Genomic DNA, 21162 nt, shown 5'->3' with positions numbered 1-21162 from the left:
TGCGAAGGTAAAAAAAAGAAGCTTATAATAAAAGAAAAGTCGTTTCAATTTAGCTATTGAAACGACTTTTGGAATAAAAAGACAAGAATTTCTATCTGGACGCCATCGGTTTGTAGTATTTCAATGCCTCCGGCATTTGCTCCTGTAGCTTTTGAATTCGTGTTTGTTCTGCAGGGTGAGTACTTAAAAACTCAGGCGGCTTTTGTTGCCCATTACCCATCGCCTCCATTCTTTGCCACAAAGGAACTGCCTCACGAGGATTGTATCCGGCTAATGCAGTGTATATTAAGCCATATCTATCAGCCTCAAGTTCTTGTTTTCTGCTGTGGGGCAATATCGCTCCAACTGAGCTTCCCAAACCGTATGCTTGCATAAACATATTTTGAGTTTCCGCTGGTTTATTTGCAAGTGCAACTGATAGTGCTACACCTCCTAACTGCTGTACCAAACCTTGACTCATACGCTCCGAACCGTGCTTCAACACCGCGTGTGCTACTTCATGTCCCACAACAACTGCCAGCGCAGCTTCGTTTTGAGAGACAGGCAAAATACCAGTGTACACTACTATTTTTCCTCCAGGCATACACCATGCGTTCACCTGGTTACTGTTTACGAGGTTATACTCCCATTGATAATTTTGCAACTCGTTCGCAATACCTTTTCCGCGGTAAAAGCTTGTAACAGCAGAAGCAATTCTACTACCTACTCTTTTAACCATCTCCGCATCTTTACTCTGGGTAGATGATACTACTTTATTCTCCGATAAAAATTGTTTGTATTCTGTCACAGCCATTTGCTGCATTTGCTCGTCGGACACAAGTGATAATTGACTTCGCCCTGTAATAGCATTTGTTGTGCACGCCACTACAAGCATCATTACCAGGATACTTAATAAAAATAATTTGTTTTTCATACTCTTTTTTTCGTAGCTATAAACAATAATAATACCAAGAGAAAAAAAGAGTCACAACGAGTTGATAAACAGTAACAACAGCAAGAGGGAAAATAGATAGCAGGAAGATGGAGAGCCCTTAATCCAAGTCTTTTCTTTTACTTCTTCTCCGGTCACGGTGCTTTAAGATAGGCACTTTACTTTCGGTTCCTTTGAGAATACGATTGATATTTTTCTGGTGAGTTAAGATCACCATTAGCGCAACCGAAATTGCAAAAATTCTGTACAAAGGTTCCTGCTCATTCCAAATAAAAAGTATAAAGACGGCAAAAGCGACGCTTGCAAGAATGGAGCTTAAAGAGACAAATCTTGTTAAGAACAATACTAAGAGAAAAACCCCCACACAACAAACGGCAACAATAGGCTGCAATGCTATAATCATCCCGAACAAAGTCGCTACTCCTTTACCTCCCTTGAAGTGAGCGAAGATGGGGAAGATGTGCCCCAGGATAGCGGCAAGGCCTAAACCAACCATAAAGTTAGTTTTTGCAAAAGGATGAGACATATAGGGAGTAAGAACCACCAAGGAAGTAGCAACAACACCTTTTAAAACGTCAACGATCATTACAAGTGTTCCCCAGCGAGCGCCCAGTATTCTGTAAGTATTTGTAGCGCCTGCATTACCGCTACCGTAGTCTCTTATATCCACGTCAAAAAAATGTTTGCTAACCCAGACAGACGTGGGAACAGAGCCAATTAAGTATGCTAATATGATAAGTAAAAATTCAGTCATCGATTTAGACAAAAAATATTAGAGGAAGCAAATTTATAGAATGAAGGGGAACTTAGTTTTAATTTGTTGGGTGGCGAAGCAATATGCAAATCCATTTATTCCTTTCTACAGTTGATACATATTCAAATCTCCTTCCAACAAAAGCGCCAACAATATCATCTTCATCTTCTTTCAGCAGACCGCTCAATAATATATTTCCATGGCGATTAATACTGGCACTTAGATAATCTATATTAGCAAGAATTACATTTTTATTGATATTAGTCAAAATGATATCAAATTTGTCCTTACTGCTAAAGTGGTCAGCTTTCTCGATTAGAATGTTTTTGCAACTATTTTTTTCTATGTTTTCGCTCGCATTCTCGATACTCCAATCGTCAATATCAACAGCCCACACATAACTACTTCCGAGCTTTTCCGCCAGTATTGCTAAAACGCCTGTACCTGTTCCAAAGTCTGCAACACTTTTATCTTTAAAATCAAGCTTGCTCATTTCGCTAATCATCATATAAGTAGTTGCATGATGCCCGGTGCCAAAACTCATTTTAGGCGTAATTACAATCTCGTGCTTTTTATTAGTAAAGGGTTGATGGAAGTCCGCCCTGACTGCACAAAAGTCATCCACGATAACAGGGTCGAAGTTACTCTCCCATAAAGCATTCCAATTTTGTGCAGCAATTACCGTTTGCGAATATTTTAGGTGGTAAACAGAAAGAACCTCTTCAAGAACAGACGGATTAAAGTTCTTTTCTTCTATAAAACAAATCAACTCAGACTCCTTTTCTTCAAATGCATCAAAATCATTCATTGATAATTGTGCAATTAATTGCTCTCTAACCTGTTCATCCTTTACTTCAATAGTTATTTGAATTGTTTCACTCATTATTTCAAAAGTATTACTATCCTCTAAACTTTAATTTGAACCGAGCAATTTTGATACATATTAAAATTTCAACAGGCTATGAGGTCTGCATAAAAAGGCATTTATGATTCGGCACAGTTTTAACTTTTTTAGCATAGAAATGTTTTTTCACCACACTATTTCTATTTTTATAAAAAATAAGTTAGGCTGAAGAGGCTGTTGGGTTATGGCATATTTGAAGGACTACTACAAAATTTTAGAGGTTAGCCCAACTGCTACTCATGCAGACATTAAGAAATCTTATCGAAGACTTGCACTGCAATATCACCCCGATAAGAATTTCGGTAATCAATTGTTTGAGGCCAAGTTTAAGGACATTACAGAAGCGTACAAAGTGCTCTCGGATGTAAGGCAACGCGACGAATACAACAGGAGTCGAAATCAGTATTCTCAACCCGAAAAAAAGAAGACAGAGACGCATACAACTCCACAAACCATCCTGAACCAAACGATTGATTTTAGAAAAAAGATTGCTGTACTTGATCCGGACAGAATGAATAAGACCGCCCTATTTCAGCAAATAGAACATATTCTTTCGCGCCACAACATAACAATACTTCAGCGAAATAATGATCCGAAATTGAATAAAAGGATAATTGAGGAAATCATGTATTGCTCCCGGTTCCTGCCCTTTCCGCATGTAGAGAGAATTTGTTTTCAGCTAACATCTATAGCCGGTACCGACAACCAGACGTACCGGAAAATTTATAATTTTTCCCGTGAAGTAAGAATGCAAACTGTCTGGAGCAGGTACAAAGTTCTTGTAGCCGTTTTGCTGGCAATCATCCTTTGCTTTACAATTTATTTTGCCAGCACCATTTAGAAGGCTAAAGAGCGTTTCCGGCCCGTTCCAACCCTTAAACGAAAACAGTAACTTTATTCAAATTATGCTTTCAATTCCCCTTCATATTAAGGCCGTTTCTTTTGCCAGCTTATTGCTTCCCGTCAACTATTACATACCTGAGTAGCGTCTTATTCTTTACCATGATCTCTCTCTCTACTCATTTACTCTAAAGATCTGTATGAAGAATATTAAGTTAATAGAAGTTCCTTCTGAAATCGGTGCCGGCACTCGTGGCGCCAGCCTCGGAGTTGATGCTATCAAAATTGCTGCACTTGATTTTATGAGCAACTTTTTTGTGCACTTCCCCTCGGAAAAAATTCAGACGGAAAACAATATTCTATTCGAACCAATTTCCTCGCCTTATGCAAAGCGCGTCCGGGGAATATGCACCATGTATGAGCGGGTGAGCAAATCTGTCTTCAACACCATTAAGAATAGTTTTTTTCCGGTAGTGCTTAGTGGCGACCATAGCACGTCGGGTGCAACCATTGCAGGAATAAAGATGGCAAAACCTGCAGCAAGAATTGGTGTGATATGGATAGATGCACACGCCGATTTACACACCCCTTATACTACTCCGTCGGGCAACATGCATGGGATGGCGCTGGCGACAGCATTGGCTGAGGATAACATTGAAAAAAGTGTTCATGAGCTGGATAAGGAAACAGAAAAGTATTGGCGACACCTTCAGAACCTCGGTGGTATTTCGCCAAAAATTCTGGGAGAAGACATTGTGTTTATCTCGTTGCGCGACTTTGAGCGTGAAGAAAAGTCGCTGATAGAAAAACATGGAATGAAGGTGATCACAACCGCCGAGGTGCGTCGTAAAGGACCGGAAAATATTGTACGATCTGTCATTCGATATTTAAGTGATTGCACCGATATATACATCAGCTTTGACGTCGACAGCCTTGACTCCTCAATCTCGAAAGGAACCGGGACACCGGTTAGCAATGGCCTGCGCGAAAGAGAGGTTGAGGATCTTATAAGCAAGTTTATGCAAAACCGCAAAATCTGCTGCTTCGAAATCACCGAGGTAAATCCAACCTTAGACAAGGAAAATCTGATGGCAGAAATTGCCTTTAATATCTTACAGCGAAGTGTGAATGTTTTGATGATGAATTAAGAGAAACAGGAACATTTCTGTTCCAGCAATTAAGCCAGATTAAACTTTCGTTGCGTCGCACTCTTGTAGCTTAGCAACTTTCATCAACAGCTGTCTTACATCGATTAATCCCTTTACTTATTTGTATCCGTGTCTTTTTGTTCACTGCTTTTTTCGTCTGTTTCACCAGGATCTTCGTCAGTACTATCTTCCTCAAAAAAATTATCTTCAGTATCAATTGAAACCGAAGTACCGCTTTCGTTTAAGATGAACTCGCCATCCTGGTTATCTGCTAAACCTTTGTTTTTATCCTTATCCATATAGATCTTTTTTGTGTTCAATCGCAATTTCTACGCCATCGATTTGTGATCATTTTCATCGCTGATACCAAAAGTAAGCCTCACTCCTTCTTCAAAGCTTACAGGCGAATAGCCCAACTCGCGTTGTGCCTTTTCTGTTTTTAACCCAGACCTTTTTGCTCTTCTAACCGGCTCCGGAAATGTTTCAGCAGTTACCTCCTCTATTAGTGATAAATCTAATTGTAAGACTTTAGCTGTTTTTATTGCCATTTCGTACGGAGACAAAATATCTTTTCCAGCAAGATTAAAAACCCCTGTGGCCTCTTTGTCAATGATTGTTGCTATCCCTTTGCAAATGTCTTCTGCATAGGTAGGTGTCCGCTTTTGGTCTCCGACTACTTTGATCCGCTTTTGCTGTTGAAGGTTTGCTTTCACCCAATGCAAAAATGATGGCCTCATTCCAGCTTCCGCTGCCCCGTAAATAAATACAGGTCGTACAATGGTAAATTTCTTTCCGCTTTCAATTACCAATCTTTCGGCAATTAATTTACTTTCTCCGTAAAAATTTAGCGGCCCTGTTTCAGCATCTTCAGCATGAGGACCGTTTTCTCCAAAAATGAAATCAGTAGATATATAAATGAAGTGAACGCCCGCTGCATTAAGCAGGTGTTTGGTTGCTTGTACATTTACATCAAGGCAATACTTTTTGTCGTTTTCGCACTCGTCAGGCTTACTTAAAGCCGCGTTGTGGATAATTACATCAAAAGAATGTTTTAGTAACATTTGGTCAACTGATGTTTTATCACAGAGGTCTACTTCTTCATAGTGCGAGTGATTAAAGTCGTGAATTCGGCAAGGCCCTTTGCCGCTAGCTACTACATTAAACTCGCCGTTATTTAAAAACCTTGTCAGGTGCTGTCCTAGAAAACCATTAGCCCCGGTGATCAATACTTTTTTCATATTTACAAAATCAGCCAAAAATACTCTTAAAGTAAGACGATTAATTGTTCTCTCTAAGTTCGGGCGAAACGAAGTACTTCCACATGAGACAGCTTTAAGTCATGCTGCTTGATGGTGCAAATGATGAAAGATCTGCCGTAATTTTTTTTCCGAACTGCCTAGTCCAAAGAGCTAAAAACCTTTGGAAAACAATTAAAGCCTTCCTTAATAACTCTAGAACAGATCCAATTCCGTTCGTGATAAATGTTACAATTCGACCTACAAAAGACCGCCAAAGTTCTCGTTTAGTTGTAATTGCTTAATTTCGCGCTTCGTGTGTAAAAACACGTCTTTTTTTTCATACTGCTTATAAGAAAATTAAAAGAACCTATAGCTTATCATGGCGACAAAAGTTACAAAAATAGGTGTTCTTACATCGGGAGGAGACAGCCCCGGAATGAACGCAGCAATAAGGGCGGTGGTTAGAACGGGTATATATCACGAACTGGAAGTATATGGGGTGATGAGAGGGTATAGCGGGATGATTGATGATGATATTTTTAGAATGGAAAGCAGAAGTGTCGCTAATATTATTCAACGCGGCGGTACGATATTAAAATGTGCACGTAGCGATGAATTTAGAGAACCAGCGGGTCGTGCTAAAGCTTACGAAAATTTAAAGAAAAGAGGCATTGATGCCTTAGTTGTTATAGGAGGGGATGGCAGCTTTAAAGGAGCACAAAAATTTAGCAACGAATTCGATATCCCTTGTATAGGTTTACCCGGAACAATTGATAAAGATATTGCAGGTACTGACTTTACCATCGGCTTTGATACCGCGGTAAATACGGCTGTAGAGGCAATAGATAAAATAAGAGATACCGCTGATGCACATGACCGTTTGTTTGTAGTAGAAGTAATGGGTCGTGACGCAGGCTATATCGCACTACACAGCGGTATAGCAACAGGTGCAGAAAACATACTCATCCCAGAAACTAAAACAAACATTGACGAGCTAATTGCGTCTCTTGGCGAAAAAGAAAAAAGAAGAAAACTGGTTAACCTGGTTGTCGTGGCTGAGGGGGATGAATTTGGAGGTGGAAATGAAATAGCCCGTATTGTGAAAAAGCGTTTGCCAAATATCGATACCCGGGTGTGTATTCTTGGACACATTCAACGTGGAGGAGCACCTACATGTCTCGACAGGCTCATTGCCAGCCGCATGGGCTATCATGCAGTCGAAAGCCTAATGCAGGGCCGGTATAACGTAATGGTGGGAATAGTAAATAATAAGCTCCATTATACTCCGCTTGATCATGCTATAAAAGCAAAACAAAAATTAAGTAACCAGTGGCTCAAAATCGTAAAAATCTTAGCCAGCTAATGATGAGGGAACAATTCTTGTTCCTTAAAAATTGCTGCCATAAATAATTAACATCCTTAACACAATACCCAGAATATGTTACAAGAAACTGAAACAAGCTGTAAGCAAATGGAAAGCCGTGCTTTAATGGAAAAAATGACCCACAGAACTAAAATTGTAGCGACTGTAGGACCTGCTTGTGATACTTACGACAAACTACTTGAACTTGTACATGCAGGTGTAAACGTTTTTAGGCTGAACTTTTCTCATGGCAGCCATGAGGACAAAGCGCAGATTATTCAACATATTAGAAACTTAAATGAAGCGGAGTGTCTTAATATTTCGATCCTTGGCGATTTGCAGGGTCCTAAGTTAAGAGTGGGTGAAATAGCGAATAATGCGTTGAAAGTGGAGGCTGGAGATATCCTGACTTTTACAAATGAAAAATGCGTAGGAACCTTAGAAAGAATATATGTCTCATATCCGAATCTTGCAGGAGATGTAAAAATCGGAAATATTATTTTGATTGATGATGGCAAACTTGAAGTAAGGGTTGCCGACATTTTATCGAACGGAGACGTAAAAGTTGAGGTAACATTGGGAGGTGTACTATCTTCTAAAAAAGGTATCAATCTTCCTGATACAAAAATCTCTCTGCCTGCATTAACCGACAAAGATTTAGAAGACCTTGATTTTATTATAGAGCAGGAGCTAGACTGGGTTGCATTGTCTTTTGTAAGAAGCGTAAATGACATTAGTATTCTTCGCGACAAATTAAATGCAAAAGAAAGCAAGTCTAAAATCATCGCTAAAATTGAAAAACCTGAGGCCGTTGCTAACATTCGTGATATTATTAATGCCAGCGATGCTATAATGGTCGCACGTGGGGATTTGGGAGTTGAGATGCCGGTTGAAAAGGTTCCGATGATCCAAAAAAGTATCATCAGGAAATGCTTACATAGGGCAAAACCAGTTATCGTAGCTACCCAGATGATGGAAAGCATGATCGACAGGGTGAAGCCAAACAGAAGTGAGATTACAGACGTAGCAAACGCTGTATTGGAAGGCACAGATGCTGTAATGTTAAGTGGTGAAACTGCTACAGGTCAGCATCCTGCGTTAGTGGTACAAACTATGGTAAAGATCATCGCAGAAGTAGAAAAAGAATATCGTTATAATCGTGAGGAAGACTTGAAGCCCCAAGGACATTCGCCTTCATTCTTAAGCGACGCCATCTGTTACAACGCTTGTAAAATAGCACGCGATGTAAACGCCGATGCAGTTATAGGAATGACTAAAAGCGGTTACACCGGATTTGTACTTAGTAGCTATCGACCAAAATCGCCTCTTTTTATCTTTTCGAAAGAAAAATCGTTAATCAATCAATTAAGTTTAAGCTGGGGTGTAAGGGCATTTTACTACACTGAAGAAGAAAGCTTGGATTCAATCATCGAAGACCAGATAAACATCCTAAAAGATAAAGGCCACATTAAATCCGGAGATACTGTAGTCAATACCGGAAGCACGCCTGTTCAACTTCACTTACCAACGAATATTCTGAAGCTTACAAAAGTTGAATAATTGATAAGCAAACTTTTGAAAATCCCCAATAGCAAAAACTTTGGGGATTTTTGTTTTAACTGGATTTACCTGTCAAATGTTTCAAAGTAAGCCTTTCAATGTTTTGAATACTGTTTTCCGCTGGGCGCTAAAACATTCAAACTAACTCCTTCTACCAATAAAAATTATTTATGAAATTAATCATTTACCTCCTTCTGTTTATTGTGCCTGTTTCAACTTTTAGCCAAAACGCTGACAGTATTTGGATGAAACAGAACTACAACAAAATAGAGCAATACATTCCAATGCGGGATGGAGTAAGACTTTTTACTTCTATCTACATACCCAAAGACACTGTTGAAAAGCACCCGATCCTCTTCACAAGAACTCCGTATAGTTGTGCGCCTTATGGTTCGAACCAATTCAGGCCTTTTTGGCAAACATTCTACAAAGAGTATATCAAAGAAAAATACATCATGGTTATCCAGGACGTGAGGGGCCGTTGGATGAGTGAAGGAACATTTATGGATGTACGTCCATTCAACCGGGACAAAAATGGCAGTAAACAAATTGATGAGGCAAGTGATACTTACGACGCCATCGATTGGATGGTGAAGAACCTGCATGGCAACAACGGCAATGTAGGCGTTTTCGGAATTTCGTACCCCGGTTTTTACTCGACAATGGCTGCGCTTAGCAATCATCCCGCATTAAAAGCAGTAAGCCCACAGGCACCGGTAACAGACTGGTTTGCTGGTGATGACTTTCATCACAACGGAGCTTTTATGATGATGGATGCGTTTTCTTTTTACTCGTCATTTGGACGGCCGCGCCCAAAGCCAACTACAGTAGCACCAGGGAGAGTAGATTTTTTCACTAAAGACAATTATGAATTTTATTTGAGAAACGCCACGCTGAGCAATCTTACAAAGAGATACATGGGCGATAGTATTCTTTTTTGGAAAGACCTCATGAATCATTCAAACTACGATAGCTGGTGGCAAGCAAGAAACGTAAGAAATTTTATTGAAAATATACAGCCTGCTACACTTGTTGTTGGAGGTCTGTTTGATGCGGAAGACTGCTTCGGCGCATGGAACACTTATAAAGCGATCGAGACCAAAAGTCCTTCAACCAATAACAGGTTGGTAATGGGGCCGTGGTTTCATGGAGGCTGGGTAAGGTCTGACGGAAGCAGGCTTGGTAATGTGCAGTTTGGTAGCAAAACAAGCGAGTGGTACCAAAAGAATATTGAACTGCCCTTTTTCAATTTTTACCTGAAAGGGAAAGGAACTGCTGAAAACATCGCAGAGGCAAGTATTTTTTTCACCGGAGAAAATCAATGGCATCAATTGAAGCAATGGCCGCCAGCAGAGGTAACACAAAAAGAACTGTATTTATCAAAAGATAAAAAGCTAACGTGGGAAATGCCTGCTCAAATGGCTACTCAACAAAGACCAAAAGATGAATACACTTTCACTGAATATGTGAGTGATCCTTCTACACCCGTACCCTATACTGAAGATGTGCACGAGGAAAGAACGCGGGAATATATGTCGGATGACCAACGTTTTGCAAGTCGTCGCCCTGATGTGGTCACTTTTACTTCTGACGTTCTAACAAAAGATATAACAATAGCAGGCCCTGTTATCGCCGATTTAATGATCAGTACAACCAGCACCGATGCAGATTTTGTAGTGAAGGTTATTGATGTTTTTCCTGACAATTTTCAATATAGCGATACGGATATGTACATCATGAACGGTTATCAGATGCTAGTGCGCGGAGAAGTAATGAGAGGCAAGTTTCGTAACAGCCTGGAGAAACCTGAACCGTTTGTACCAAAGAAAATAACCGGTGTAAACTTTACCCTTCCTGATGTTGCCCATACTTTTAAGCCGGGGCATAAAATTATGGTGCAGATCCAAAGCTCGTGGTTTCCATTAGTAGATAGGAACCCTCAAAAATTCGTCGATATCTACCACGCGAAGGAAGATGATTTCCAAAAGGCTTCTATCAAAGTTTATCACAATGGTTCTATGAATAGCAAAATAATTCTCCCGGTCCTAAACCAATAGAACTAGTCACATGAAAAAAAGCCGAAAATTGTTTAGTTGTTAACTACTCAATTTTCGGCTCTTCTCTTAATGTTTCCTGCCAACTAACTATCTACCACTTTTAGCAACATGAACATTCAATTCAGATATAAACTCAGTTTCGTTTATTAATTGTTCTAGTGGAATGTGCATTCTATAACGCCAATAATGGTTTGGATCTGCCGGAATATTTATTCTTTCTTCATGCGGATTTTCTCTTCTTAATTGGGCACTTATTCCCAAAAGATCTTGTAATTGGAAGATGCTCCACATAGCCGGTGAATACAAGTGCTGCAATAATATTATCCTGTTGATCCAAGGCTCGCAGAAGTAAGGTGCAGTTCCCCATTGGCCAAGTTGGCTATTAAAGAAACGTTGTGTTGCAGCCCTGTCTTCTTCCCACCAGCCTCTGATCGTGCTCATATCGTGGGTTGAAGGTGTAACCACGCTTAGGTAAGGAGCATCATTGGGATGGAAAAATTCACGGGTAGGATCCTTTGGCATTCTTTGGATCTCGAGACTGAGGATAGCAAGATCTTTCATTACCCCGGGCACGCATGCCGGAACCATTCCCAGGTCCTCACCACAGATTAACATATTAGTACTACGCTTCAATTCAGGAAGTTTCATCAGGGCTTCTTTTTCCCAATGATTATCCTGGCGGCGGAAGAAATAGTTCACATACAACTCATACAAATGATGCTTCGAATGCCCGTCTAACTGCTGGTAAGAAAGTGTGTCGAACATAGCAATTCTGAAGTGGAATTGTTGCTGGTCTGACCCTTCAGCTTCAAATAGAATTACACTACTAATAAGGTTGAATAACCCTTGCTTCAAATTCTGATTTTGCTCAGTGTCTTCTTGCGACGCAAAGTAAGCCTCCACTTTTCTCTGTGTTTCGAAGCCTGGTTTAAGAATATAACTACCGGCTGAAGTAGGTTCCAGAAATTGTGTTATTGCAAGCTGCACTTCGCCCGCAAGAAAATGATTTAGAATTGCCTCATTAATAAAAGGAGTGCAAAATCTTTCGTAGTTAAACTGAATTCCTCTGCTAGTAAATTCGTTAATGTGAATGGGAACTGCCGGAACAAAATGCCCCATTATTCCTTCCACTGCATTCATTGGAATACTCCAAATTCGAAAAAAGCCGAGAATATGGTCTATTCTAAACGCATCGAAATAATAGCTCATTTGCTTGAAGCGTTTTTTCCACCAGCTGAAACCATCTTCGCGCATCCGTTGCCAGTTATAGGTTGGGAAACCCCAATTCTGCCCCTTCACCGCAAAATCATCAGGTGGTGCTCCGGCTTGCATATCCATGTAAAATAGATCAGGCTGTTGCCACGCGTCACAACTGTTACGATAGATGCCAATTGGTATGTCGCCTTTTACGATAATCCCATTCTGGTGGGCATAGTTTGTCGCATCATTCAGTTGAAGATGCAAATGATACTGAACGTAATAATAAACGCTGATTTGTTCGTCGGCCTCCAAGGGAGCACCTGCCAACTCGTTGATCTGCTCTAAGTCAAATTTTTGATTTGATTTCCATTGGTTGAAATCAGCGGTTTTATTCTGTTCTCGAAAATATGAGAAGGCTGCATAAGGAACTAACCAATGAGAATTTTCTGCAAAGAAGTCGTTGAAGTCAGGGCTTTTAAAGGTTAGCTCCTTTTGAGAAGGAAAAACCTGTTTTATCAAATCCCATTTCAAACGCATGACCTCCACGTAGTCGACGTCGGTCTTGTTATTTAATTCAGCCCGACTATCTTCTAATGCCGTTAGTAATGCCTGGTTTTCCTTGTTTACAATCGCTGGCAGATGAAGGTATAGTGGATGTAAAGCAAAAGCGGAAATGGCGGCGTACGGGTAACTGTCTTTGAAAGTATGCGTAGCAGTAGTGTCATTTACAGGAAGAAGTTGAACAAGCTTTAAACCAACTTGTTTTGCCCAATCAACCATCAGCTTTAAGTCAGGAAACTCCCCTACTCCAAAGCCATTTGCACTTCTTAAACTAAATACGGGGATAGCTACCCCTGCACCTTTAAAGCCGTTATTTGATATAGCGGCAAAACCATCAGAAACAACGGTTAGTTTATCAGATGCTCCATCATAAATCACCCTGTTGTTACCACTTTCAAATTCAAGAAAAGTTTCAGTATTAGTGTCGTAAACTCCGTACTTATAATTAAAAGGAAAAACTGCTTCTGACAAATCCAAAGAAATGGAGTGCCATACATCTCCCTGCTTTCTTGAAAGTAGCAGAGGCTTTTCTACGTCCCACTCTCCTAGTTCTGCAACCGAACCCACCATGCATAAAGCATGGCCTTTTGAGAGTAGTGGCGCTTTAGCTCTAAAAATATGCGTTACTTTTTCCGGTACACTGGCTTCTACCCCGGTAAAGTTTTCTTTTAGCAGAACCTCCTGAAACGGCTCTGTATAGTAAGTATTTTCAATTAAAGAAGATGGGTTCCAGGAGTCAATTAAGAGGAGTTCCTGCGCTTTAAAAACGCCGGAACTAATCACCTTATCTGTGCCCCATTCAATAGTAGTTGTGCCGTCACCGTTCTTTAGTATGTAGTTATATTGGACATCATGACTCAATGGTTGTTCTTCGGGAATTTCTAGCGTACCAAACCAATAATTTTCGTTTAAGTAGCTAAGTGGATAGGCACTTTCAACATTGTTATTACCTAATAGAGGATGATTCCCTGAAACAAAAAGAGCTTGGCCAATAACAGTTTGAAATTTTATCTGGAAGGTTATCTTCTGTAAAGTTGATTTTGTTTCATTAGAAATATTCTCGGGTACTTCGTTAGTAGCTACTGCAGCAGCTTGCGGTTCAGCGTGAGTTGCTTCGACCTGCAAATTTTCTATTCTATCCTCAATTACTTCTTTCCCCCTGTTATCCTCGACGGGCTGATTTACCGGTCTCGGTTGATTGACTGCTTTCTTTTGCTTTTGCGCTTGCTCACCAGAATCTGCCAGTTCTTTGAAACCCGACTTCTTTGGCGCGGCTTTTTTGATTTTTGCAGGCTGTGGTGCTGCCGCTTCTACTTTGTTTTCTATCGCTTTTTTAGCAGCCGTCTTTTTAATGACTGCTTTAGAAGGAGCTGTTTTTTTTGCTTTTGCTGGCTCTTCAGCAACCTTTTTCTTTGCAGCCTTTTTACCTGGCGCAGAACCCTTGCTTTCGCTACTATTGTTCACAGAGTCTTCTCCCGAAGAAGCATCTTCTTGTGCAGAAAAATTTTCTTTATCCAACAATGATATATCGTTCATTAGGCTTGATTGATTAATTAGCCGCGAAAATAAATAAAACGGGCCAAAGGTGTTCCAATTACATTAAGCATATTTCTAATGCTTTTCAGGTAAGAGAGTAATTAGTTTTCCTCTGCATGGATGATGGATGACTTCGACAGTATTACAAATAAAAAGAGCCCGTCAGTGAAGACAAGCTCATTTAAATATTTTAAGGATTTAGAATTTTATGCTACTTTTTTTGCAATAACTGATCGAGCTGCATAAGACTTATCGGGGCTGTAAAGGAACAAGCAACTGCCATTTTTAATTTTTTCAATAATTGGCTTATAAAGGTTTTCAGGAAGAGCCGGACATCCCAAACTACGGCCTATGAAACCCTGCATTTTAATTGCACTCTCGCTAACATACGGAGCAGCGTGCATTACGATAGCCCTGCTATTTGCGTTGTCGTTAATGCCTCTTTCCTGGCCAAGTAAATGAAGTGAAAATCCATGTTTACCAATATATGTACCACCGGTCACATAAAGACCTAAGCTACTTTTATTGCTTTCAGGCTCGTTAGAAAACTGGCTTGCCATTTCTTTTCCTGAATTTCTTCCATGAGCAACATACGTATTAAAAACAACCTCTTTCTTTTTCAAATCAATAATAAAAAGGCGTTTTCTGCTGGATGGCAGACTAAAATCAACAATTGATATCAAATTACTATTGTCAAGTTTTCCTGCAGAAAGCAAGTGATTGTAACCTCTCATCGCAAAATCAAAAGCATTGCGAGACAAATTCATTCGGTTTAACTGTAAACTGTCATAAAGAGATGTATTGTTTTTAACCGCAACGTCACCTTCTGTAAGCGTGCTTGCCACTACTGTATCAACCGGGCCCGAAACCACAGGAATGGTATCGAAAGGTTTGTTAGTTGCATACACGAATAGAAAATTGATAACCAGAGCAGCAGCTAAAAAAACATACAATTTCTTTCGCATAGACATTTAATGTTACGTGGTTAAATATATTTAATAAAATTTAAAAAGTAGGGAACGGATTGTACCAGACATGGTACTTATTGCTGTAAAGCAGGTGCAAGATAACCCACCAGAAGCATCTGAACAAAGAAAGCCCGGACAGTTATGTATTATTTAACTAACTTAAGGAAAACAGCACTAAAAGTTAAACACTAATTCTTCAACTAGTTCATCTATAACTCTTTAGTCCCAAAACTGGAATCATACTTTTTTGATAAGTTACCGAAAGGAGCTTAGCCCAACTGCTATTTCTGGAAGTCATATTGCTACAGTTTTTTTTGATACTTCTTTTCCAGCTTTTACTGCTCGCTTTAAACCGCACTAGTTCACAAAAGTATCCGTTGCTCTCTAAAACATTCTTCCTCAGGTACCTTACCCTATCTTTTAACAAACCATGTTTCTTTTTCGGCAAGCTATTTTCTTACGCTAGGTCAAAACCAACAATCGGTTAAACATTTTAAAAACAAACACCATGAAAAAAACTCTTCTCCCCTTCTTGCTAATCTTACTAATGCCCCTATCCTACTCCTGCGGCACTTTGAGTTCTTTGGGATATAAACTAAACGAAGCTGATGCGGCATCAGCAATTCGGCAGATGTTAGACTTAGGTACAAGGGAAAATCTCTCAAGTGCTTTTAGCAAAGAAACCATTCTTTCGACTCTTTTTCCTGAGTCGGTGAGCAAGACTTTAAACACTATAAATACACTGGGATTAACCAGTGAGGTTGATAGGTTTACAACAACTTTAAGTACAGCCGCCCAAAAATCTGCCACTGCTGCCGCACCTATTTTCGTTAATAGTATCAACAACCTTACGTTTACTGACGCTATCAGAATTATTAAAAATGGCGGTACTTCTGCGACAGACTATTTAAGAAGTTCTGCCGGTAGCAACCTCAGACAATCGATCAAGCCGGTTATGCAGGCGGCATTGGATGAATACAAGATAAATGAACAGTGGAACGATATTATTAAGCCCGTAAGAGCACTGGCTGGAAATAAATTAAACCTTGACCTGGCCACCCTTATGGCTGGCGCTGTAAGTGAAGCAATGTTTCGTAAAATAGCAGAGAAAGAGGTGCAGGTAAGAAGTGATGCGTCTGCAAGAAGTACGACACTTCTACAAAATGTTTTCTCGAAGAACTGGAACCAGCAATAGTCACCAGATCAAAATAAAATTCTCTCAAAAAGTAAGAGCAAAGTGAATAGTGAGTACTATTTATTTTGCTCTTACTGTTTTTACGTCCTTTCTGAAATACAAGCTAAAAAGGTTCAAACCATTTCTTGCCTTCTACTACTTTACTTCGTTTGTATTAAGAAATTGTGAGTGTTGTTTTGCGAGGTGTATGTGACAGACAAGTTGTGAGTGTCGCAGATCTTTTTCACAATAGCCAAGCCTAAACCGTTAGATGAATTCCCACCGTTTCTAGCCTTATTAAAGCGTTTGAATAATTGTTTTTCTTCTATTCCAGGCAATTCGCTTGAATTACTGATGGCAAATCTGCATTCATTTATCTCTATAGAAATGCGCCCACCCTTATAGTTGTATTTTACGGCGTTGCCTAGCAGGTTACTTATTAAAGAGTCAGCCAACAAAGGATGAAGTCTGACTTGCCAATCTTTCAAAAAGTCTGATACTACTTGAATTTGCTTGTCTTTTATTACCTCATCGAAAAGCTTTAAATATTTTTGTGTAACGTCAATAAAGCTGATCAAATCATTCGTTTCGTACTGGTTGTTTTCAATTTTCGCTAACAGCAACAAAGATTGATTTAGTTTGCTTAGGCGGCTTAATGCCGTTCCGGTATCCATGATTGCTTGTACCTGCTGGTCGTTGAGATTACTATCCTGTAATAAGAGTTCCATCTTGCTTTGAGCGATCGCAAGTGGTGTTTGCATTTCGTGAGCGGCATTCTCAGTGAATTCCCTCATACTAACAAAATCACTATAAATCTTATCGGTCATTATATTAAGCGATGCGTTCAGTTCATTAAACTCGACGATGTTCGTCTCTTCAAAATGAACCGCTTCCATCTTTTGCAATTCAGCCTCTCTTATTTTTTTTAGAGAAAGTCGGAACGGTTTCCAGACGCTTTTGCTAATTAGCCAAGTGAGAAGCAATGTGGCGGCAAACAAGCCCGCGAAAACAAGCAGCATTATCCTGGTAACATTTCGTTCCATCGCTACTTTTTGTTCTTGGGTGCGGCGAATCTTTATAAGATAAGGAATACCATTTATAGGAACGGTATGCGTCAATTGCCTATATAATATCTTGCTATTTCGACCCAACCCATAAGCGTCAGCTATAACAGGATACTCGGTCAAAGGAGCGTTAAACGGAGCAATGACCATTTCAGGCGTTCTCAAAACAAACGTAGCGCCATTATCAGCTTCTGTCTGCAGATACCTTATCCACTCAATCTCTTCGGCTATCAGTTCCTGGTCCATTCTATGGTTCATTTCTCTACTGAATTGCTGGTATAGAAAAAATCCCCCGGCAAACAACAATGGAACCATTGCAACCAGGAAATACAGGGTCGTCTTTGTGAGCAGTCGCATGAAAGCAATTATTTATGAAAGGATCCTCATAGTTTATAGAACCTTCGTCAAAAAATTAAAAAATTATTGTACCACTGTATCCGGTCCCTCCGTTAAATCCGCAGTTTTAGCGAAACGGAAAAAAGGCCTTCAAAAAGGTCAAACCCTCCCTCGTCCTCCAATCATCATTTATTTATAGTTTCTTTGCTTTTGATAAAATTCGAAGCAAATGAACGTTCCTACAATGGCAGAAATGGTTGCAAACGGAGAAACACCTGAAATTTTATTTTGGGTTGGATGTGCTGGAAGTTTCGATCAAAGAGCTCAAAAAATAACAAAAGCATTTGCCACAATATTAAATCATGCGGGTATCAAGTTCGCCATCCTTGGAAAAGAGGAAGCTTGTACAGGTGACCCCGCAAGAAGAGCAGGAAACGAGTTTCTTTTCCAGATGACTGCGTACAATAACATCCAGATTTTAAACGGTTATGAAGTTAAAAAAATAGTTACGGCTTGCCCGCATTGCTTCAATATTTTAAAAAACGAATACCCAGAACTGGGTGGCAATTATGAAGTCATTCATCACACTCAATTACTGCAACAACTAATAGATGAAGGTAAGGTTAAGATGAAGGAAGAAGGAAGTTTTAAAGGCAAGAAGATTACTTATCACGATAGCTGCTACCTCGGACGTTCGAATAACATTTATGAAGCGCCAAGAAAGGTGTTAGAAGCTTTAGATGCAGACCTGGTAGAAATGAAACGATGTCGCAGTAACGGCTTGTGCTGCGGAGCAGGCGGTGCGCAAATGTTTAAAGAAGAAGAAAAAGGCGACAGGTACGTAAACGTAGAGCGAAGTAACGAGGCGATCAACACGGGTGCACAAATTATTGCTGCTGCATGTCCCTTTTGCAATACCATGTTGACAGATGGTGTAAAAAACAAAGAAAAAGATACGGAGGTCCAGGTAATGGACGTTGCGGAGATACTGGCCGCTAGTATTTAATTTTTCGATTACAGTTTTGTGTGTTGATTGAACACTTTGTTTTCTCGTATAAACTATTTTTGTAAAAATTTTACTGGTTGTTTCCTTGTTGCTGACAGTTGAATATGACTTAAACATTGTTGTGTCACTCACTTGTACTGCAACACTTAATTAACCACTCTTACATTCCGGCGGTTACATTTTCATTGTAGCCACCATTGATACTAAAATCATACAAAATGAACTTAGAATATAAACACTTGATCCCTGAAAATTTTCACCCATCATCACGTGTATGGATCTATCAGTCAAGCCGCCTCTTTTCAATTGGAGAAGCGCTTGAGATAGAAGATATGATGAACGTCTTCACCGAAAACTGGAACTCCCACGGAGCAAAAGTGAAAGGTTATGCCAACCTTCTTTTCGGCCAGTTTATTATTCTGATGGCCGATGAAACCCAGGCCGGTGTCAGTGGTTGCAGTACCGACAGTAGTGTAAGACTTATTAAGTCAATCGAAGAGACCTTCAAGGTTGATATGTTTAACAGGCAGAATCTCGCATTTCTTGTAAAAGATAAAATTGAGTTACTACCACTCTCCCAACTTAAGTATGCGGTTGAAAATAACTTCATAACTCCCGAAACTATTTATTTCAATAACCTCGTTCAAACAAAAGCTGAATTGTTAGACAAATGGTTAATCCCTGTAAAAGACAGCTGGCTATCAAAAAAGATTGGCCCTGTATTAAAGTCTGTATAAATTATTTCGGCATGGGCGTAGGTGCGGGCATTGCGGCCGGAGACTTGTATTGAACATACAGTAGTATTATCCAGACAGTAATGAAAAGAAGGGGTATCAAAATGGGTGATGCATGCATAAAAAATCGTTGCGCTTTTGACCCGGTGATATTTGGGTAAGCACTATCTACATCAACGTCTGTATTTAGACTGGCTTCATATTTCTTCCGTAATCCATACATGTACACGATGGAACTAATCACGTCAATGAAAGTAAACAGTACAGTTAATAGAGCCGCAATCGGCAAAATTTTGATTAATGCGCCGTGGATTAGATCCAGTTCTGGCTTTGCAGGTTTTCCATTGATTAAAGACGCATAAGCGCCGAAGAAGAAAGACTGAGCTATTACAAGCCATATAACCCGTTGCCCCAGGTTGTTATCTACATGTTCAACTTGTCCTCTTATGATTTTATAAACGTCTGATACAGGAGAAGGATTTGCCATATTTGCCTCCTTTATAACTATTATGCCTGAAGATAAATTTTAGAAAAGGGAACTTTTTGGTACAAAATCGCGGCCTTTGTAGAAGCATATAGGGCGATAGGCCAAAGGTGTAAGTCGTCCCTTATTCTATTTAAGCTTCATAGTAAAACCTATCCCGATCAAACTCTTTAACTGCAGCGAGGGGCTCCTTCCTTGTTTGCCAAATATTCTGACATCATCATCATAAATGAGATCTAAATTATAGGTGGCAGCGAGATACCTGTTTATCTTAAAAGCGAAGTAGTTTGTAAAAAAGACATCTACGTTTTTAGCCCTGTTTCGGTAGTTGCTAAATAAGTCAAGGCGGCCTTTATAAGAGACGTTATTGCTCATCGGCCTAACTACATTAATAGACGCAAAAGCACCAAATTCATTTATAGCGTGTCTGCCTGAGTCAACTCCGTATAAACCTTTAGCCGCTAACTTTCTGCTTGCAACAATAACCCATCGACTCGTTAGCGGCGATATGAATGCAGAAAATTTAGCCGAAGGCTTATAGTCAAAACCCAGGGAAGTAAGTATATAAGCTGGCGAAAGAAAGGTAGAAGACAACGACTTATTATCAGAGGAATATGAATAACCATCAAATAGCTGCGTACGAAAATTAAACAGGCCAGACAAAAACCACTTCCCGTCAAAGTTGTATCCGTACTTAGACAAAATGTCCACGCGATCGTCATTCTTTCTAGTACCTGTGCTGGTACTTTGCAACAGTCCGAAATTGAAATCCAGGTTGTTGTCCCAGTTCTGCCTGCCGTTGCGGTAGAACACGTAATAGTTTACGTAACTGTTAATCGCCATTGAAAATTTGTCGCCACCTGCCGCCCAGTTTCTTAATGAACCCTGGGTACCATTCAACGCAACAGTGCCTCCTTTTACCCAGTTCCACGGCGTTGTATCTGCCACCTCTTTTTTTACCTGCCGGTTGATCTCACTTTGAAGCTTTTTGACAGTGATATCGTCCTGGCAATAAGAAGTCATATAACCTAAAGCAGCGATAGACAACAACATCCACTTTCTCATATCAATTATTGAATTGGAAGCAACAAAAATAAGACGAATACGATTGCTTAACGGTGGATAACCAGCTGTCGAAATCATTACTTTTCAACGCTTTTACTTATATCTAATTTGTTGTTTGCATAGTAACCAGTATTTTTGCACATCTTTTTAAAGGTTGCGCTGGTACAACTACAATTCCATCGAAACAGGAACTGCTGAAGTAAAACAGGCAATAAAAATTATCATTCAATTTTAATATT

The 21162-nt window shown here is 39.8% G+C and carries 18 protein-coding genes; 8 read left to right on the top strand and 10 right to left on the bottom strand.

Annotated elements, in window-relative coordinates; genetic code table 11:
• Nucleotides 1–91: 91 nt before the first annotated feature.
• The 3 genes from SAE01_RS19475 to prmA form a co-directional block, all read right to left on the bottom strand.
• Entirely contained in the window at nucleotides 92–913 is an 822-nt protein-coding gene (locus SAE01_RS19475; protein ID WP_147205476.1) for a M48 family metallopeptidase, read from the bottom strand.
• 118 nt (nucleotides 914–1031) lie between these two features.
• Complete coding sequence (plsY, locus tag SAE01_RS19470) at nucleotides 1032–1685, bottom strand: glycerol-3-phosphate 1-O-acyltransferase PlsY (RefSeq protein WP_147205475.1); 654 nt, start codon at nucleotides 1683–1685, stop codon at nucleotides 1032–1034.
• Between the two features lie 58 nt (nucleotides 1686–1743).
• Nucleotides 1744–2568: a 50S ribosomal protein L11 methyltransferase gene (gene prmA / locus SAE01_RS19465; RefSeq protein WP_147205474.1), complete on the bottom strand. Its 825-nt coding sequence runs from the start codon at nucleotides 2566–2568 to the stop codon at nucleotides 1744–1746.
• A gap of 205 nt (nucleotides 2569–2773) precedes the next feature.
• Here prmA and SAE01_RS19460 point away from each other — a divergent pair, with 205 nt between their 5' ends.
• Both SAE01_RS19460 and SAE01_RS19455 read left to right on the top strand, forming a co-directional pair.
• Nucleotides 2774–3430 (top strand): J domain-containing protein, encoded by a 657-nt coding sequence (locus tag SAE01_RS19460; protein ID WP_147205473.1) that lies wholly within the window; start codon nucleotides 2774–2776, stop codon nucleotides 3428–3430.
• A gap of 199 nt (nucleotides 3431–3629) precedes the next feature.
• On the top strand, nucleotides 3630–4577 hold the full coding sequence (locus SAE01_RS19455) for an arginase (RefSeq protein ID WP_147205472.1): 948 nt from the start codon (nucleotides 3630–3632) through the stop codon (nucleotides 4575–4577).
• Between the two features lie 113 nt (nucleotides 4578–4690).
• Here SAE01_RS19455 and SAE01_RS19450 read toward each other — a convergent pair whose 3' ends face one another.
• Both SAE01_RS19450 and SAE01_RS19445 read right to left on the bottom strand, forming a co-directional pair.
• The gene (locus SAE01_RS19450) at nucleotides 4691–4876 is read right to left on the bottom strand and encodes a hypothetical protein (protein ID WP_147205471.1); all 186 of its coding nucleotides are present in this window, start codon (nucleotides 4874–4876) and stop codon (nucleotides 4691–4693) included.
• A 30-nt stretch (nucleotides 4877–4906) separates the two neighbouring features.
• Nucleotides 4907–5815 (bottom strand): SDR family oxidoreductase, encoded by a 909-nt coding sequence (locus SAE01_RS19445; protein WP_147205470.1) that lies wholly within the window; start codon nucleotides 5813–5815, stop codon nucleotides 4907–4909.
• A 379-nt stretch (nucleotides 5816–6194) separates the two neighbouring features.
• Between SAE01_RS19445 and pfkA the strand changes: the two genes are divergently transcribed.
• The 3 genes from pfkA (at nucleotide 6195) to SAE01_RS19430 (ending at nucleotide 10795) form a co-directional block, all read left to right on the top strand.
• Nucleotides 6195–7178, top strand: a complete 984-nt coding sequence (gene pfkA, locus SAE01_RS19440) for a 6-phosphofructokinase (RefSeq protein WP_147205469.1) — start codon at nucleotides 6195–6197, stop codon at nucleotides 7176–7178.
• Nucleotides 7179–7253: 75 nt separating this feature from the next.
• Nucleotides 7254–8738: a pyruvate kinase gene (gene pyk / locus SAE01_RS19435; RefSeq protein ID WP_147205468.1), complete on the top strand. Its 1485-nt coding sequence runs from the start codon at nucleotides 7254–7256 to the stop codon at nucleotides 8736–8738.
• 170 nt (nucleotides 8739–8908) lie between these two features.
• The gene (locus SAE01_RS19430; protein ID WP_147205467.1) at nucleotides 8909–10795 is read left to right on the top strand and encodes a CocE/NonD family hydrolase; all 1887 of its coding nucleotides are present in this window, start codon (nucleotides 8909–8911) and stop codon (nucleotides 10793–10795) included.
• Nucleotides 10796–10882: 87 nt separating this feature from the next.
• On the opposite strand, the gene SAE01_RS19425 is transcribed toward SAE01_RS19430, so the two are convergent.
• Nucleotides 10883–14092 (bottom strand): 4-alpha-glucanotransferase, encoded by a 3210-nt coding sequence (locus SAE01_RS19425; protein WP_170234208.1) that lies wholly within the window; start codon nucleotides 14090–14092, stop codon nucleotides 10883–10885.
• Between the two features lie 206 nt (nucleotides 14093–14298).
• The gene (locus tag SAE01_RS19420; protein WP_147205466.1) at nucleotides 14299–15057 is read right to left on the bottom strand and encodes a murein L,D-transpeptidase catalytic domain family protein; all 759 of its coding nucleotides are present in this window, start codon (nucleotides 15055–15057) and stop codon (nucleotides 14299–14301) included.
• Between the two features lie 511 nt (nucleotides 15058–15568).
• On the opposite strand from SAE01_RS19420, the gene SAE01_RS19415 reads away from it, so the two are divergent.
• The gene (locus SAE01_RS19415) at nucleotides 15569–16255 is read left to right on the top strand and encodes a DUF4197 domain-containing protein (protein ID WP_147205465.1); all 687 of its coding nucleotides are present in this window, start codon (nucleotides 15569–15571) and stop codon (nucleotides 16253–16255) included.
• 140 nt (nucleotides 16256–16395) lie between these two features.
• Here the strand turns inward: SAE01_RS19415 and porY are convergent, their stop codons facing one another.
• Nucleotides 16396–17655 (bottom strand): sensor histidine kinase, encoded by a 1260-nt coding sequence (gene porY, locus SAE01_RS19410; protein ID WP_147205464.1) that lies wholly within the window; start codon nucleotides 17653–17655, stop codon nucleotides 16396–16398.
• A 208-nt stretch (nucleotides 17656–17863) separates the two neighbouring features.
• Here porY and SAE01_RS19405 point away from each other — a divergent pair, with 208 nt between their 5' ends.
• Nucleotides 17864–18640 carry a (Fe-S)-binding protein gene (locus tag SAE01_RS19405; protein ID WP_147205463.1) on the top strand — a complete coding sequence of 259 codons (777 nt, stop codon included), beginning with the start codon at nucleotides 17864–17866 and terminating at the stop codon, nucleotides 18638–18640.
• 218 nt (nucleotides 18641–18858) lie between these two features.
• Complete coding sequence (locus tag SAE01_RS19400) at nucleotides 18859–19377, top strand: hypothetical protein (RefSeq protein WP_147205462.1); 519 nt, start codon at nucleotides 18859–18861, stop codon at nucleotides 19375–19377.
• Nucleotide 19378: 1 nt separating this feature from the next.
• On the opposite strand, the gene SAE01_RS19395 is transcribed toward SAE01_RS19400, so the two are convergent.
• On the bottom strand, nucleotides 19379–19861 hold the full coding sequence (locus SAE01_RS19395; RefSeq protein ID WP_147205461.1) for a hypothetical protein: 483 nt from the start codon (nucleotides 19859–19861) through the stop codon (nucleotides 19379–19381).
• A gap of 126 nt (nucleotides 19862–19987) precedes the next feature.
• Nucleotides 19988–21001: a DUF3078 domain-containing protein gene (locus tag SAE01_RS19390; protein WP_147205460.1), complete on the bottom strand. Its 1014-nt coding sequence runs from the start codon at nucleotides 20999–21001 to the stop codon at nucleotides 19988–19990.
• Between the last annotated feature and the right edge of the window lie 161 nt (nucleotides 21002–21162).

This window comes from Segetibacter aerophilus (assembly GCF_007991655.1).
Lineage (GTDB): Bacteria > Bacteroidota > Bacteroidia > Chitinophagales > Chitinophagaceae > Segetibacter > Segetibacter aerophilus.
The sequence above is the reverse complement of the archived record's forward strand: the minus strand, read 5'-3'. Positions and strand labels throughout refer to the sequence as shown.

Excerpts from the sequence above, each read along its gene's own strand:
- SAE01_RS19475 (WP_147205476.1), bottom strand. The coding sequence starts at position 913 with ATGAAAAACAAATTATTTTTATTAAGTATCCTGGTAATGATGCTTGTA.
- plsY (WP_147205475.1), bottom strand. The coding sequence starts at position 1,685 with ATGACTGAATTTTTACTTATCATATTAGCATACTTAATTGGCTCTGTT.
- prmA (WP_147205474.1), bottom strand. The coding sequence starts at position 2,568 with ATGAGTGAAACAATTCAAATAACTATTGAAGTAAAGGATGAACAGGTT.
- SAE01_RS19460 (WP_147205473.1), top strand. The coding sequence starts at position 2,774 with ATGGCATATTTGAAGGACTACTACAAAATTTTAGAGGTTAGCCCAACT.
- SAE01_RS19455 (WP_147205472.1), top strand. The coding sequence starts at position 3,630 with ATGAAGAATATTAAGTTAATAGAAGTTCCTTCTGAAATCGGTGCCGGC.
- SAE01_RS19450 (WP_147205471.1), bottom strand. The coding sequence starts at position 4,876 with ATGGATAAGGATAAAAACAAAGGTTTAGCAGATAACCAGGATGGCGAG.
- SAE01_RS19445 (WP_147205470.1), bottom strand. The coding sequence starts at position 5,815 with ATGAAAAAAGTATTGATCACCGGGGCTAATGGTTTTCTAGGACAGCAC.
- pfkA (WP_147205469.1), top strand. The coding sequence starts at position 6,195 with ATGGCGACAAAAGTTACAAAAATAGGTGTTCTTACATCGGGAGGAGAC.
- pyk (WP_147205468.1), top strand. The coding sequence starts at position 7,254 with ATGTTACAAGAAACTGAAACAAGCTGTAAGCAAATGGAAAGCCGTGCT.
- SAE01_RS19430 (WP_147205467.1), top strand. The coding sequence starts at position 8,909 with ATGAAATTAATCATTTACCTCCTTCTGTTTATTGTGCCTGTTTCAACT.
- SAE01_RS19425 (WP_170234208.1), bottom strand. The coding sequence starts at position 14,092 with ATGAACGATATATCATTGTTGGATAAAGAAAATTTTTCTGCACAAGAA.
- SAE01_RS19420 (WP_147205466.1), bottom strand. The coding sequence starts at position 15,057 with ATGCGAAAGAAATTGTATGTTTTTTTAGCTGCTGCTCTGGTTATCAAT.
- SAE01_RS19415 (WP_147205465.1), top strand. The coding sequence starts at position 15,569 with ATGAAAAAAACTCTTCTCCCCTTCTTGCTAATCTTACTAATGCCCCTA.
- porY (WP_147205464.1), bottom strand. The coding sequence starts at position 17,655 with ATGCGACTGCTCACAAAGACGACCCTGTATTTCCTGGTTGCAATGGTT.
- SAE01_RS19405 (WP_147205463.1), top strand. The coding sequence starts at position 17,864 with ATGAACGTTCCTACAATGGCAGAAATGGTTGCAAACGGAGAAACACCT.
- SAE01_RS19400 (WP_147205462.1), top strand. The coding sequence starts at position 18,859 with ATGAACTTAGAATATAAACACTTGATCCCTGAAAATTTTCACCCATCA.
- SAE01_RS19395 (WP_147205461.1), bottom strand. The coding sequence starts at position 19,861 with ATGGCAAATCCTTCTCCTGTATCAGACGTTTATAAAATCATAAGAGGA.
- SAE01_RS19390 (WP_147205460.1), bottom strand. The coding sequence starts at position 21,001 with ATGATTTCGACAGCTGGTTATCCACCGTTAAGCAATCGTATTCGTCTT.